This is a genomic window from Streptomyces sp. UW30 (assembly GCF_008042075.1).
Classification (GTDB): Bacteria; Actinomycetota; Actinomycetes; order Streptomycetales; family Streptomycetaceae; genus Streptomyces.
In genome coordinates this window covers 1,157,951-1,172,653 of record NZ_RDBN01000005.1, presented here as the reverse complement: position 1 = coordinate 1,172,653, position 14,703 = coordinate 1,157,951, and the positions used below count along the sequence as shown (strand labels likewise).

General features: G+C 70.3%; 12 protein-coding genes. 3 read left to right on the top strand and 9 right to left on the bottom strand.

The genetic code is table 11. The annotated features are described in order from the left end of the window. Positions 1 to 48 precede the first annotated feature (48 nt). Complete coding sequence (locus EAO75_RS47085; protein ID WP_187284325.1) at positions 49 to 1,746, bottom strand: BN159_2729 family protein; 1,698 nt, start codon at positions 1,744 to 1,746, stop codon at positions 49 to 51. Further along, positions 1,743 to 2,333 carry an RNA polymerase sigma factor gene (locus EAO75_RS07050; RefSeq protein WP_147994085.1) on the bottom strand — a complete coding sequence of 197 codons (591 nt, stop codon included), beginning with the start codon at positions 2,331 to 2,333 and terminating at the stop codon, positions 1,743 to 1,745. The genes EAO75_RS47085 and EAO75_RS07050 overlap by 4 nt, the downstream gene beginning before the upstream one ends. Positions 2,334 to 2,638: 305 nt before the next feature. On the opposite strand from EAO75_RS07050, the gene EAO75_RS07045 reads away from it, so the two are divergent. Then, positions 2,639 to 3,061, top strand: a complete 423-nt coding sequence (locus tag EAO75_RS07045; RefSeq protein WP_147994084.1) for a helix-turn-helix domain-containing protein — start codon at positions 2,639 to 2,641, stop codon at positions 3,059 to 3,061. A 207-nt stretch (positions 3,062 to 3,268) separates the two neighbouring features. After that, the gene (locus tag EAO75_RS07040) at positions 3,269 to 3,496 is read left to right on the top strand and encodes a hypothetical protein (protein ID WP_261989165.1); all 228 of its coding nucleotides are present in this window, start codon (positions 3,269 to 3,271) and stop codon (positions 3,494 to 3,496) included. A 93-nt stretch (positions 3,497 to 3,589) separates the two neighbouring features. Here EAO75_RS07040 and EAO75_RS07035 read toward each other — a convergent pair whose 3' ends face one another. The 7 genes from EAO75_RS07035 to EAO75_RS07000 all read right to left on the bottom strand — a co-directional run bounded on the left by EAO75_RS07035 (position 3,590) and on the right by EAO75_RS07000 (position 13,284). Beyond that, a complete protein-coding gene (locus tag EAO75_RS07035; protein WP_147994082.1) occupies positions 3,590 to 5,293 on the bottom strand; it encodes a proline--tRNA ligase in 1,704 nt (567 codons plus the stop codon). 88 nt (positions 5,294 to 5,381) lie between these two features. Beyond that, complete coding sequence (locus EAO75_RS07030) at positions 5,382 to 5,948, bottom strand: GNAT family N-acetyltransferase (RefSeq protein WP_147994081.1); 567 nt, start codon at positions 5,946 to 5,948, stop codon at positions 5,382 to 5,384. Positions 5,949 to 6,065: 117 nt separating this feature from the next. Beyond that, positions 6,066 to 6,914, bottom strand: a complete 849-nt coding sequence (locus EAO75_RS07025) for a GNAT family N-acetyltransferase (RefSeq protein WP_147994080.1) — start codon at positions 6,912 to 6,914, stop codon at positions 6,066 to 6,068. Positions 6,915 to 7,315: 401 nt separating this feature from the next. Next, positions 7,316 to 8,473 (bottom strand): flavodoxin-dependent (E)-4-hydroxy-3-methylbut-2-enyl-diphosphate synthase, encoded by a 1,158-nt coding sequence (gene ispG / locus EAO75_RS07015; protein WP_147994079.1) that lies wholly within the window; start codon positions 8,471 to 8,473, stop codon positions 7,316 to 7,318. A 202-nt stretch (positions 8,474 to 8,675) separates the two neighbouring features. Beyond that, entirely contained in the window at positions 8,676 to 9,968 is a 1,293-nt protein-coding gene (locus tag EAO75_RS07010; RefSeq protein WP_187284341.1) for a M50 family metallopeptidase, read from the bottom strand. An 8-nt stretch (positions 9,969 to 9,976) separates the two neighbouring features. Beyond that, positions 9,977 to 11,233 (bottom strand): 1-deoxy-D-xylulose-5-phosphate reductoisomerase, encoded by a 1,257-nt coding sequence (gene dxr, locus EAO75_RS07005; protein WP_147994077.1) that lies wholly within the window; start codon positions 11,231 to 11,233, stop codon positions 9,977 to 9,979. Between the two features lie 116 nt (positions 11,234 to 11,349). Then, a complete protein-coding gene (locus EAO75_RS07000; RefSeq protein WP_147994076.1) occupies positions 11,350 to 13,284 on the bottom strand; it encodes an acyl-CoA dehydrogenase family protein in 1,935 nt (644 codons plus the stop codon). A gap of 364 nt (positions 13,285 to 13,648) precedes the next feature. Here EAO75_RS07000 and EAO75_RS06995 point away from each other — a divergent pair, with 364 nt between their 5' ends. Then, positions 13,649 to 14,662, top strand: coding sequence for a LacI family DNA-binding transcriptional regulator (locus EAO75_RS06995; RefSeq protein ID WP_147994075.1), 1,014 nt, complete (start codon positions 13,649 to 13,651; stop codon positions 14,660 to 14,662). The last annotated feature ends 41 nt before the right edge of the window (positions 14,663 to 14,703 follow it).

Here is a 14,703-nt window from a genome sequence, read left to right as displayed (position 1 = left end):
TGGCGGCCGGAGTCTCGTGTGGCCGCTGGGACAGCCGTCCGCGCGGCTTCAGCGGTCGCCGGGGCGCAGGGGCCGCACCGCCGCCCACGCCTGCGCCGGTGCGCCGAAGAGGGTCTCCTCCATCGCCAACAGCCGGGTGTGCCCGCGGATGTGCGCCGCCTGGTCCGGGGCCGCGCGACCGTCCTTGGTGACCGAGTACGCGTACGGGACGTGCGCGAACAGCGGCAGGTCGGCCGGTGGCAGCGGCCACGACAGTTGCTGTCCGCCGACCTCGATGCGCAGCAGATGGGTGTCGTCAGGTCCGGAAGCGACGTCGGCGACGAGGACGGCACTCGACGGGTGCAGCGCCGCCAACCAGGCGAGCAGATTTGCGCGTTCGCGCAGGGCGCGAGTCAACTCCCGCTCGTAGGAGTCGGCGTGCCGCTGCCAGCGGTCGCGTTCCTGCCGGCAGTCGTCCCTCTCTCGTGCGAGGCGTCGACGCGTGCCTGTTCGCGGCAGGAGGGGTCTGCGGCGCGGCCGTAAGACCCTGCGCAGGACTGCGGCCGTTCGGCCGAGGAGACCCGGGATCCGGGCGTCACCGGACCCGGATTCGTCGGGCGGGGGATCCGACGGGGGCGAGGACATGAGGCACTCCGGTGCGATGAGGCGGGCTTGCGGAGCCGGGGTGAGGCGGGCTTGCGGAGCCGGGGTGAGGCGGGCTTGCGGAGCCGGGGTGAGGCGGGCTTGCGGAGCCGGGGTGAGGAACGGCACAGGCTCAGTCGCCCCCGGCCCCCTGGACGGAGGGCCGGACAACGGCGGGAACCAAGGCGCCGCCGGCATCACAGACGAAGTCGCGCTCAACGGCACAGGCTCAGTCGCCCCCGGCCCCCTGGACGGAGGGCCGGACAACGGCGGGAACCAAGGCGCCGCCGGCATCYCAGACGAAGTCGRGCTCAACGGCACAGGCTCAGGCCCCGCCGGCATCACGGCTGGAGGTGGGGACAGCGGTGCTGACGTCGTGCGCAGCGCCTCGTCGCCGTCGGACGCGGCACCCCGGCCGACGGTCCGCATCGGCGACAACGGCCCCAGATGTGCCGCCACGTTGGCGAGGGAGCATCGCTCGGGGCGGCCGTCCAGGGACATCAGGGGCATGCCGTCGTGGGTTCGCCAGCCCTGGAAGTACCAGACGTCCCCGTGCGCGTCGCGCTGTGGAAACGCCAGGTCGTACGTGGCGCCGCCGAGTCGGAAGGGAAGCGCCTGTGGTCCGGTCACGGCGGACGGGGTCGCCGTCGTGGCGCCGTGGGCCACCACCGTCACCCGGACACCGCCGCGCTCCCCCTCGCCGGTCACCGTGTGGAGGCGGATGCCTGCCTCGACGACCGTGATGCCCAGGTACGCACGCCAACGGGCCCATGCTACGGGGCCGTCGACACGGAGCACGACCCGCACCCGGTCACCGTCCACACGGACGCCGGACGGACCGGCGTGCCCGGCCAGCCTGCGTTCGATGTCGCACGCGAGGGACCGCGCCCGCGCGCACGAGGCGTCCCAGGCCAGGGCCTTGTGCTCCAGGTCGGTGAGCGGGCGCGGACCCCGGTACCAACCGCCGTCCGGCGTCCGGTGCAGTACGACGCCGAAGGAGCGCAGGGGGTCGACCAGGAGACGGGCCGAGTCGAGCGCGTGCGCGACGGCGGTCGCCCGGTCGGGTCCGGCCGACTCCAGTGCAGCGCGGATCACGCCGACGGCGTGCGGGAAGTTGCTGTTCACACGGACACCGCCCCGGCCGGCCGGCGCAGCTTGCGCAGGGCGCGATAGGTCAGCGTCTTGACCGCGCCGACGCTCCGGCCCATCGCCAACGCCGTCTCCTGCGGCGTCAGTTCGTCGAGGAAGCGCAGCTCCACACAGTGTCGTTGCTGGGCGTTGAGCATGTGCAGGGCCGTGCGGACCGCCTCGTGGGCCTCGACTGCCTCCAGTGCGCGCAGGGCGAGCGTCTCGGCGTCCCGGCCGGCCTCCCTGGGGTCGTCGAACTCGGCCACCGGGGTCTCCCGGCGGGTGCGGCCGCGGTCGAGTTCGTCGAGGTGGAGGTTCTTCGCGATGGTGGTCAGCCAGGCGGCGAAGGCCGTGCCCTGCCAGGTGAAGGAATCGATGCGCCGCAGGGCGCGGGTGAACGCCTCCTGGGTCAGGTCCTCCGCCAGATGTCTGTTGCGCGTGCGCACGAGCAGGAAGCCGTACACGAGGCGGTAGTGCTGGTGGTACAGCGCCGCGAACGCCTCCCGGTCGCCCCTGCGGGCCCGGGCGACGAGCTCGGGTTCCGGGTCGTCCGGAGCGGCGGTGACGCTGTTCGGTAAGGACACGATCGGATCTCCCGTCGACATCATCCTGAATCTTCAATATTCATGTAGATGTAGATTCTCTGAAGGCACGGACACAGCTCATACCAGGAGCCGCTGTCCACGCCCGGTGCCATCTACAGTCTTCATGTAGATGCAGATAGTGTCAAGGCGCCCACAGAACGTAAGGAAAGGCGGGCATCCGCAGGAGGGTGGGGGCGCACGTTTTCGTCATCGTCCGCGCAGCGCTCCCGCACGCCCCCGAAGCCTTCGCGACCGATCTGCGATCTACTTGCGCTTGTAGATATTGATGGCGGATCCTCAGATACGTGACGAACCAGCAGAGCCGCTCAGGAGCCCCGGACCCGGGCCAGGATCCCTCGCCCCTGGAAGAGGACCTGGCCACTCTGCTCGAACGTCTGCTGGCGCAGGCGCCGGACCGAACCCAGAAGGACCTGGCGGCGGAGGCCGGCATCTCCTATCCGACGCTGAACGCCTGGGTGAACCGCACCCGCGGCACCTCGCGCATAGACCCGGAGAAGCTGCGGGCCATGGTCGATGTGTTCCGACGCTGGGGCGTGCGGACGACGCCGAGGGAGTTCTTCGAGGCGGTGGGCCGCCCCGTACCCGGACCCAGCGGGGACGAGCGCGAGGCCCGGCTCCTGAAGCTGTACCGGCAATTGCCGGAGGCACGTCAGCGCGCACTGCTGAAGGACGCCGAGGCGATGCTTCAGGTCAGCCGCATCGGGTGAGGTCAGCAGCGCGTTTTCGGCCAACGGGCCCTCTCGCCGCCGCGTGCCGGGTGTGACGGAAGCTTCCGGTGCGGCGGGAGAATATGACGAAACTCCTCACGCACCCGACCGCCGTCGGTACCATCAGTCAGCCGCTGACCTCCCGGAGCGGATCACTCCGTGCTGTAGTGCATCCCTGGGGAGACAGTTGTGTGCGTCCACATTGCCGTGACGGAGAATCTGGCGGGCATCGCGGTCTGGGATCCGGACGAGGTCAGTATCCGCGTCGCCAGAGGTGCCCCGGCAGGTGACGTGCTCCGGGAAGTGGCGGACATCCTGATGATCGACCTGGGCGCCCCCGTCTCACGCGGCGGGCCCCTGCGCTGCTTCTGCGGCATGCGCGTGGAGCTCCCCCACGAACTCCTCCCCCGCGTCCTCGCGGCCGAGGCCGGCTGAGCCGGGCCGAACACGCAGGACCGCTCCCCTCCGTGGTGACACTGACGCTGTGTCACGTCCCACGGTCGGGGAGCAGCCCTGCTGAGGGGTTCCTTACGCCGTCAGCCGGGCGATCGCCTCGTCCACCGTCAGCTCTTCGCGCTCGCCGGTCCTGCGGTCCTTGAGCTCGACGACGCCCTCGGCCGCGCGCCGCCCGGCGACCAGGATCTGCGGTACGCCGATCAGCTCCGAGTCCGTGAACTTCACGCCCGGCGAGACACCGGCGCGGTCGTCGCACAGGACGCGCAGGCCGGCCGTGGCCAGCTTCTCGGAGACGTCGAGGGCGAGTTCGGTCTGGAGCGCCTTGCCCGCGGCGACCACGTGCACGTCGGCCGGGGCCACCTCGGCCGGCCAGCACAGGCCCTTGTCGTCGGCCGTCTGCTCGGCGAGCGCCGCGACGGCGCGGGAGACGCCGATGCCGTAGGAGCCCATGGTCACGCGGACCGGCTTGCCGTTCTGTCCGAGGACGTCGAGCTTCAGCGCATCCGCGTACTTGCGGCCCAGCTGGAAGATGTGGCCGATCTCGATGGCACGGTCCAGCTTGAGGCCGGTGCCGCACTTCGGGCAGGGGTCACCCTCCTGGACGACCACGACGTCGACGTACTCGTCGACCTCGAAGTCACGGCCCGCGACGACGTTCTTCGCGTGCGTGCCCTCCTTGTTGGCGCCCGTGATCCACGAGGTGCCGGGGGCCACGCGCGGGTCGGCGAGGTACTTGACCTTCTCGCCCAGGCCCTGCGGACCGACGTACCCGCGGACCAGGTCCGGGCGCCCGGCGAAGTCCGCCTCGGTGACCATCTCGACGACGGCCGGGGCGAAGTGCGCCTCGACCTTGCCCATGTCGACCTCGCGGTGACCGGGGACACCGACGGCGACGATCTCGCCGTCGACCTTCACGAGGAGGTTCTTGAGCGTCGCGGAGGCCTCGACGCCGAGGTGGGCGGCCAGGGTCTCGATGGTCGGGGTGTCCGGGGTCGGGATCTCCTCGAGCGCGGCCACGCCCGCGGCGTCCACCGGCTTCAGCTCGTACGTGATCGCCTCGGTGTTGGCCGCGAAGTCGCAGTTCGGGCAGTCCGCGAAGGTGTCCTCGCCGGCCTCGGCCGGGGCGAGGAACTCCTCCGACTTCGAGCCGCCCATCGCGCCGGCGGTGGCGGCGCAGATGCGGTAGTCGAGGCCGAGGCGCTCGAAGACGCGCTGGTAGGCCTGACGGTGCAGGGCGTAGGACTGGCCGAGGCCCTCGTCGTCGGTGTCGAAGGAGTACGAGTCCTTCATCAGGAACTCACGGCCGCGCAGGACGCCGGCCCGGGGGCGGGCCTCGTCGCGGTACTTGTTCTGGATCTGGTAGAGGATGACCGGCAGGTCCTTGTAGGAGGACGCCTGGTCCTTCACCAGCAGGGTGAAGATCTCCTCGTGGGTCGGGCCGAGCAGGTAGTCGCCGCCCCTGCGGTCCTTGAGACGGAACAGCTCCTGGCCGTACTCGTCCCAGCGGCCCGTCGCGTCGTACGGCTCACGCGGCAGCAGCGCGGGGAGCAGCACCTCCTGGGCGCCGATCGCGTCCATCTCCTCGCGGACGATGCGCTCCACGTTGGCGAGGACCCGCTTGCCGAGGGGCAGCCAGGACCAGATGCCGGCCGCCGTGCGGCGGACGTAGCCCGCGCGGACCAGCAGCTTGTGACTGAGGACCTCGGCGTCCGCCGGGTCGTCGCGCAGCGTCTTCGCCATCAACTGGGACATGCGCTGGACCGGTGCGTTCGCCATCGTTCTCGTACTCCTGCCGGGTTGGGTTATGGCAGGAGGTTAGCCGGGTGGTACGGGACGGTGGAAATCGGTTAACCGTGGCCCGTGCCTATCGGCGGCGCAGCGGCAGAGGCGCGCCCATCACGGCGTACGGCTTCGGGGCGCTCGGGAACAGGACCTGGCGGGCGAGGTCCCGGTAGCCGAGGGAGTGGTAGAGGCCGCGGGCCGGGCTGTCGACGTCGATCGCCGAGAGGATCGAGCGGGGTTCGGCGGCGCTGTCGGTGATCGTGGTGATCAGGGAGCGGCCGACGCCCCGGTTCTGGTAGCGGGGGTGGACGTGCAGTTCCGTGATGACGAAGGAGTCGTCGAGCCAGGCGTCGTGGCCCTGGGCCCGCAGGTAGGGCTCCACGACGGTGGACCACCAGTGGATGCGGTCGTTCGGCATGCCGTACACGAAGCCGACGAGCATGCCTGCGGTGGTCGCGCCGAGGGCCCTTGCTCCCGGGTAGGTCATGTGGCGCAGGACGATCTGGCGGCGTACGGCCACCTCGTCGGGGCCGAGTCCGAAGGCCACGGCTTGGACGGCGAGGGCCTCGTCGACGTTGGTGGGGAGGTCCAGCGGGCCGATCACGACGTCGTCGGGGTGGCGGCGGTGTGCGTGACCGGGAAGGCGCATGTGGGGAGCGTACAGGGGACTACAGGTTGTCGTTTGGGTGCGGTCTGTCCGTGGTTGGTCGCGCAGTTCCCCGCGCCCCGGGGGATGTTGTCCCGCCGTCCCCCGGAGGGGGCGTGCTCAGAAAAGGACGCTCATGAAGGCGCCGACCTCTTGGAAGCCCACCCTCGTGTACGTCCTTCTCGCCGCCGTGTTGAAGTCGTTGACGTACAGGCTCACCACCGGGGCGACGTCCGCGAGGGCGTAGCGGAGCACCGCTGCCATTCCGGGGGCCGCCAGGCCCTGGCCGCGGTACTCGGGGGCCACCCAGACGCCCTGGATCTGGCAGGCGCGGTCGGTGGCTGCGCCGATCTCGGCCTTGAAGGCGACCTTGCCGTCCTGGTCGAGACGGGCGAAGGAGCGGCCCGAGCCGACGAGTTCGGCGACCCGGGCCTGGTAGAGGAGCCCGCCGTCGCCGGCCATCGGGGAGACGCCGACCTCCTCGGTGAACATGGCCACGCACGCCGGCATGATCGTGTCCATCTCGTCCTTGCGGATGCGGCGGACGTACGGATCCGGAGTGATGCCGGCCGGCATGTGGTCGGTGATCATGAGGGGCTGGTGGGGGCGGATCTCGCGGGCCGGGCCCCAGTTGGGTTCCAGCAGGCGCCACAGCTGGGCGGTGGAATCGGCCGGGCCGACGATGGAGGAGCAGCGGCGGCCCGAGCGCCGGGCGCGGTCGGCGAAGGCGCGTACGGCTCGGGGGGTGGCGCAGATCGGGACGAGGTTGGCGCCCGCGTAGCAGAGGGACGTCAGCATGCCGTCCTCGTACCAGCCCCACATCTCGCCGCCGAGGCGCCAGGGGTCGAGGCCGGCGATCTGGACGCGGGACGTCACGAAGGCGTTCGCGACCGGCTCGCGGTCGAGGACGGCGAGCGCGGCGTCCAGGTCACTCGGTTCGAGCACCCGTGAGGTGGTCTGGGTCAACACGTGCGGGGCCTCACGCTGGGGTTCTGCTGATCCCCGCACTGTACCTGCGGAAGCTGAGCCGTGCCGCCCTGTGTGGCTTGCGGTCCTTTGCGAGGTGACGGCCGGCTGCCGCACCGCCCCTGGGGGCTGCCGCCCCCAGCCCCCCGCTCCGGCCCTGAACGGGCCTTGTCCTCAATCGCCGGACGGGCTGAATGGTGCGGACCGGCAGCAAGGAGTCTGCCGCGAGTCGAGCCCCCAGCGGGCGGGGGGCTCGGGACCGTACGACCTCGACCCCGAACGCCTAACGGAGCCCCTCAACGGGCGGGCGGGGGGCTACGGACGGTGCGAGCTCAAGCGCGGACGCCGGGCAAATCCCGGTGCCCTGAGTGACCCTGCCGGCCCTGCCCCCGAAACCGGGCGCGTCAGCCCGCCACCGACACCGACGGCTCGCCGCTCATCACGCCGTTCGCCTCCATCTGTTCGGCCAGCTTCATGGCCTCCTCGATGAGGGTCTCGACGATCTTGGACTCGGGGACGGTCTTGATGACCTCGCCCTTGACGAAGATCTGGCCCTTGCCGTTGCCGGAGGCGACGCCGAGGTCGGCCTCGCGGGCCTCGCCGGGGCCGTTGACGACGCAGCCCATGACCGCGACGCGGAGGGGGACCTCCATGCCGGTGAGGCCTGCCGTGACCTCCTCGGCCAGCTTGTAGACGTCGACCTGGGCGCGGCCGCAGGACGGGCAGGAGACGATCTCCAGGCCGCGCTGCTTGAGGTTCAGGGACTCCAGGATCTGGATGCCGACCTTGACCTCCTCGGCGGGGGGCGCCGACAGGGAGACACGGATCGTGTCGCCGATGCCCTGGGAGAGCAGGGCGCCGAAGGCGACGGCCGACTTGATCGTGCCCTGGAAGGCGGGGCCGGCCTCCGTGACGCCCAGGTGCAGCGGGTAGTCGGACTGCTCGGCCAGCAGCTGATAGGCCCTGACCATGACGACCGGGTCGTTGTGCTTGACCGAGATCTTGATGTCCCGGAAGTCGTGCTCCTCGAAGAGGGACGCCTCCCACAGGGCCGACTCGACGAGGGCCTCGGGCGTGGCCTTGCCGTACTTCTGCAGCAGGCGCCTGTCGAGGGAGCCCGCGTTGACGCCGATGCGGATCGGGGTGCCGTGGTCCTTGGCGGCCCGCGCGATCTCCTTGACCTTGTCGTCGAACTGCTTGATGTTGCCGGGGTTGACCCGGACCGCGGCGCAGCCGGCCTCGATGGCCGCGAAGACGTACTTCGGCTGGAAGTGGATGTCCGCGATCACCGGGATCTGGGACTTGCGGGCGATGGTCGCGAGCGCGTCGGCGTCGTCCTGCGTGGGGCACGCCACACGCACGATCTGGCAGCCGGACGCCGTCAGCTCGGCGATCTGCTGGAGGGTGGCGCCGATGTCGGACGTACGCGTCGTCGTCATCGACTGGACCGAGACCGGCGCGTCCCCGCCGACCGGCACGGATCCGACCTGGATCTGACGGCTCTTGCGGCGCTCGGCGAGCTTGGTCGGAACGGACGGCATGCCGAGAGAAATCGCAGTCATCTGCTGTGCAACCCCAAGTCGTGGATCAAGATCCGGTCCCGTCAGCAGCGGGCTCCAGGCTTCGAGATTACGGCACCGACGCTCACCCCAGCACGCCCCCACCTCGAACGCACTCGTCGGGGGGACCCCCATCGCCCGTAAACCCACTCAATGGAAGGCGGCCCGGGACATACGATCCCGGGCCGCCGCGAACTCCGTATGACTAGGAGATTCTGACCGGGTTAACCAGGTCCGCCACCAGCACGAGCAGTGTGAAGCAGATGAAGACGCTCGCCACCACGTACGCCACCGGCATCAGCTTCGCCACGTCGAACGGACCGGGGTCCGGGCGGCGCAGCACGCGCGCCAGGTTGCGGCGCAGCGACTCCCACAGGGCGCCCGCGATGTGGCCGCCGTCCAGTGGCAGCAGGGGGAGCATGTTGAAGAGGAAGAGAGAGAGGTTGAAGCCGGCCAGGAGGAAGACGAACGTGGCCAGCTGCTGCGACGCCGGGATGTCGAGCGTCGCGATCTCGCCGCTCACCCTCGCCGCGCCGACGATGCCCATCGGGGAGTCCGGCTCGCGCGGGCCGTCGCCGAAGGCCGCGTCCCACAGGGCGGGGACCTTGGAGGGCAGGGCGATGAGGGAGTCGACGGCCTCGCCGACCCGGTCGGACATCCAGGTCACCGAGTCGCCGAAGTCCTGTTTGACGACGCCGGTGGCGGCGCTGAAGCCGAGGAAGCCGGCCTGGACGTAGTCGTCCTTGACGTAGGCCCCGCTCGCGTCCTTCTTGACGACCCAGTTGGTGGCGATCTTCGCGTGCAGGGTCACTTGCTCGCCCTTGCGGTCGACGACGATCGGCACCTCCTTGCCGGCGCTGTCGCGGATGAGGTCGGAGAGTGAGTTCCACTCCTCGGTCGGTACCCCGCCGAAGGAGACGATCTTGTCGCCGGCCTTCATGCCCGCGGCGGCGGCCGGGGACTTGGGGTCGGAGGCCTTGCACTCGTCGCGGTTCTGGGTCTGGGCGATGACGCACGGGGAGACCGAGCTCACTGTGGTCGTCTGCTGCTGGATGCCGAAGCCCATCAGCACGGTGAGGAACAGGGCCACCGCGAGGATGAGGTTCATGAAGGGGCCCGCGAACATCACGATGACCCGTTTCCACGGCTTGCGTGTGTAGAACAGGCGGGACTCGTCGCCGGGCTTCAGCTCCTCGAAGGCCGCCGAGCGGGCGTCCTCGATCATGCCGCGCCAGGGGGATGTGGAGCGGGCCTCCAGGCGGCCGTCCGGTCCCGGCGGGAACATGCCGATCATGCGGATGTAGCCGCCGAACGGGATCGCCTTGATGCCGTACTCGGTATCGCCCTTGTTCCGCGACCAGATGGTGGGGCCGAAGCCGACCATGTACTGCGGCACGCGGATGCCGAACAGCTTGGCCGTGGACAGATGGCCCAGCTCGTGCCATGCGATCGAGGCGAGCAGCCCGACCGCGAAAAGCACTATGCCGAGGATGAACATCAGGGTCGTCATGCACGGGCCTCCGCCGTGTGTACCGCCAGTTCCCGGGCCCGCCGACGGGCCCAGCTCTCCGCTTCGAGGACGTCCGCGACGGTCAGCGAAGTTCCCGCACGCGGGGTGCCGTGCTCCTCCACCACCCGCGTCACGGTCTCCATGATCCCGTTGAACGGCAGTGCGCCGGCCCGGAAGGCCTCCACGCACTCCTCGTTGGCCGCATTGAACACCGCCGGTGCCGTGCCCGCGAGCTCGCCCACCTGGCGCGCCAGGTTGACCGAGGGGAACGCCTCGTTGTCGAGGGGGAAGAACTCCCAGGTCGACGCCTTGCTCCAGTCGAACGTGGGCGCGGCGTCGGGGATGCGCTCCGGCCAGCCCAGGCCGATGGCGATCGGCCCGCGCATGTCGGGGGGTGTCGCCTGGGCGATCGTGGATCCGTCCGTGAACTCAACCATCGAGTGAACATACGACTGGGGATGCACGACCACCTCAATGCGGTCGAAGGAAATGTCGTAGAGGAGGTGTGCCTCGATGACCTCCAGGCCCTTGTTGACGAGGGTCGCGGAGTTGATCGTGATCACCGGGCCCATGGCCCAGGTGGGGTGGGCGAGGGCGTCCTCGACGGTCACCTGAGCCAGGTCCGCCTTGGTGCGGCCCCGGAACGGCCCGCCGGACGCCGTGACGACCAGCTTCCGTACGTCGGCCCTCGTCCCGGCCGCCAGCGCCTGGAACAGGGCCGCGTGCTCGGAATCGACCGGGATGATCTGCCCGGGCTTGGCGAGGGCCTTGACCAGCGGGCCGCCGACGATCAGGGACTCCTTGTTGGCGAGCGCGAGGGTGCGGCCCGCCTCCAGGGCGGCGAGGGTGGGGGCGAGGCCGATCGAGCCGGTGATGCCGTTCAGGACGGTGTGGCAGTCGGAGGCGGCGACCTGGGTGGCCGCGTCCGGTCCCGCGAGGATCTCGGGGAGCGGCTCCCCCGTGCCGTACTGGGCCTGGAGGGCTTCGCGCAGCGCCGGTACGACGTCCTCGCGGGCGACCGCGACGGTCCGCACCTTCAGCCGGTACGCCTGCTCGGCGAGGAGGGCGACCCGGCCGCCGTTGGCGGAGAGCGCGGTGACGCGGAAGCGGTCCGGGTTGCGCAGCACGAGGTCGATGGCCTGCGTGCCGATCGAGCCGGTGGAGCCGAGGATCACCACGTCCTTGGGGCCGTCGCCCGCCACGGGGTCGTAGACGAGATGCGGGTCGGCGAGGGGGGCTGGACTGTCGCTCATCCCCCCATTGTGGCCGCACGGGCCGACAGGGAGGACAGGGCGTCCCCATCGGGCAGGTAACAGGATGGTGAGGGGTCGCTGCGGGCAGTGACCCGTCAGCGCCCCTCACCGGTCGGTCACCTGATCGGACGGTGCACGTTCTCCCGCTCGCTCGGGCCCGGGGTCGCGTCCGCGATCCACACGCCGCCGTCGTCGGACGGGTCGACGATGCCCGACTCCAGCCACTCGTAGGTGCCTGCCATCACACCCTTGACGACCTTGCCGTCGAGGTCGTCGGTGTTGGACCAGAGCCGGCCGAAGAGCTCCTCGACGCGCAGCCGGGACTGCCGGCAGAAGGCGTCGGCGAGCTGGTAGGCCTCACGGCCGTGGTCGCCCCGGGAGCGCAGGTGCTCGGCGCGGACACAGACCGCGCTCATGGCGAACAGTTCCGCGCCGATGTCGACGATCCGGCCCAGGAAGCCCTGCTTGGTCTCCATCCGGCCCTGCCAGCGGGACATGCCGTAGAAGGTGGAGCGGGCGAGCTTGCGGGCGGTGCGTTCGACGTAGCGCAGGTGCGGGGAGAGGTCGACGCCGCGTTTGAACTCGCCGTACGAATACGGCAGTTGGCCCTGGCCCGCGACCAGTTTCGGCAGCCACTTGGCGTAGAAGACGCCGGCGCTCGCTCCCGCCTTCGCCTTGTCCTGGAGGGACTTGTCGGGGTCGATGAGGTCGCCGGCGACCGAGAGGTGGGCGTCGACGGCCTCGCGGGCGATGAGGAGGTGCATGATCTCCGTCGAGCCCTCGAAGATGCGGTTGATGCGCAGGTCGCGCAGGACCTGCTCGGCGGGGACGCCACGCTCGCCGCGCGCCCTGAGCGACTCGGCCGTCTCGAAGCCGCGGCCGCCCCGGATCTGGATGAGGTCGTCGGCGATGAGCCAGGCCATCTCGGAGGCGTACAGCTTGGCGAGGGCGCCTTCGATGCGGATGTCGTTGCGGTCCTCGTCGGCCATCTGCGAGGCGAGGTCGGTGACGGCCTCCAGGGCGAAGGTGGTGGCCGCGATGAAGGAGATCTTCGAGCCGACGGCCTCGTGGTGGGCGAGCGGCTTGCCCCACTGCTCGCGCGCCGCCGACCACTCACGGGCGATCTTCAGGCACCACTTGCCGGCCGCGACGCAGGAGGCGGGCAGCGAGAGCCGCCCGGTGTTCAGGGTCGTGAGGGCGATCTTCAGGCCCGCGCCCTCGGGGCCGATGCGGTTGGCTGCGGGGACCCTGACCTGGTGGAAGCGGGTGACGCCGTTCTCGATGCCGCGCAGGCCCATGAAGGCGTTGCGGTTCTCGACGGTGATGCCGGGCGAGTTGGTCTCCACGACGAAGGCGGTGATGCCGCCCTTGTGGCCCTCGGACTTCGGCACCCGCGCCATGACGACGAGGAGSTCGGCGACCACGCCGTTGGTCGTCCACAGCTTGACCCCGTCGAGGACGTAGTCGTCCCCGTCGGGTACGGCCGACGTGGCCAGGCGCGCCGGGTCGGAACCGACGTCCGGCTCGGTCAGCAGGAAGGCGCTGATGTCGGTGCGGGCGCAGCGCGGCAGGAACTGTTCCTTCTGCTCGGGGGTGCCGAACAACTTCAGCGGCTGCGGTACGCCGATCGACTGATGGGCGGAGAGCAGCACGCCGATCGCCGGGGAGGCCGAGCCGACGAGGGTGAGGGCCTTGTTGTAGTAGACCTGGGTGAGGCCGAGCCCGCCGTACTTGGTGTCGATCTTCATGCCGAGGGCGCCGAGCTCCTTGAGGCCGTCGATCACCTCGTCGGGGATGCGGGCCTCGCGCTCGATGAGGGCCGCGTCGACCTTCGTCTCGACGAAGTCGCGCAGCTTGGCGAGGAACTCCTCGCCGCGCTGGGACGCCTCGTCGGTGGGCATCGGGTGGGGGTGGATGAGGTCGAGGCGGAAGCGGCCCAGGAACAGTTCCTTGGCGAAGCTGGGCTTGCGCCAGTCCTGCTCTCGGGCGGCCTCCGCCACCTGACGGGCCTCACGCTCACTGACAGTGGGTTTCGTGGGTGCTGCGGACATGAGGCTCACCTCGCCGCGAATCGGGATCATGGGCCGTTTGGTTACCGACGGGTGCTACCCGATCGTATGTACCCGATTACGGGCGCCCCCACCACCCCGCGCGCGTCCGTTCGGCCGATGTTGACGGAGTACGCCTTGGTGTCCAGGCGGCCCGTGCCCCTGAAGACCTCCGCACTTCTTGCTCGACGCGGGGCTGCCCGGACGGCGCCGATATCCTCGTACGCACTCGTCCTGGAAAAACTGTCGAAGCGCTTCGACAACCTATGGACACCCACGCCTGCCGGGGCTACTGTCGAACCACCTTCATACCCGCCCCTGTTCGCATCGCGCACTGTCGAAGCGCTTCACAAAGCTTGGAGAGCGGATGGTCACCCTCGCCGAGGTCGCCCAGCACGCCGGAGTCTCGGCGAGCACGGTGAGCTATGTCCTCAGCGGCAAGCGGTCCATCTCCACGACCACCCGGCAGCGGGTCGAGCAGAGCATCCGCGAGCTCGGCTATCACCCGAACGCGGGTGCCCGTGCCCTGGCCAGCAGCAGGTCGAACATCATCGCGCTGATGATCCCGCTGCGCACCGACATGTATGTGCCGGTGATGATGGAGATCGCCATCGCGGTCGCCACCACGGCCCGCACACACGGTTACGACGTCCTGCTGCTGACCGGCGAGGAGGGTCCCGACGCCGTGCGCCGGGTCACCGGCAGCGGGCTCGCCGACGCGATGATCCTGATGGACGTCGAGCTCGACGACGAGCGGCTGCCGCTGCTGCGCGGCACCGACCAGCCGTCCGTGCTGATCGGGCTGCCCGCCGACACGACCGGCCTGACCTGCGTCGACCTCGACTTCAAGGCGACCGGCGCGCTGTGCGTGGAGCATCTGGCCACGCTGGGGCACCGCGACATCGCTGTCATCGGAGAGGCCCCGGCCGTCTACGAGCGGCACACCGGTTTCGCGGAGCGCACGCTCGACGGACTCCGGCTGCGTTCCCAGGAGTTGGGGATGCGGCTGCTGCACCGGCCGTGCGAGGGCGGGTACGACGCGATGGCCGTCACCCTCGCCCGGATCTTCGACGAGCGCCCGGGCACCACGGGGTTCGTCGTGCAGAACGAGTCGGCCGTGGAGCCGCTGCTCGCCCTGCTGCGCCAGCAGGGCCGTGCCGTGCCGGAGGACGTGTCGGTCGTCGCCGTCTGCCCCGACCAGGTCGCCGTCCAGGCCTCGGTGCGGCTGACGTCGGTCTCCATCCCCGCGCAGGAGATGGGCCGGCACGCCGTGCACCAGCTCGTCGCCAAGCTGGACGGGCGCGGCAGCGACGAAGTCGTCCTGATCGCGCCCGAGCTGACGGTCCGGGCGAGCACGGGCCCGGCGCCGTCGGCCTCCTGACGGCCCTTGCCTCACGTGCCTGTACGCACACCCCTGTCTGC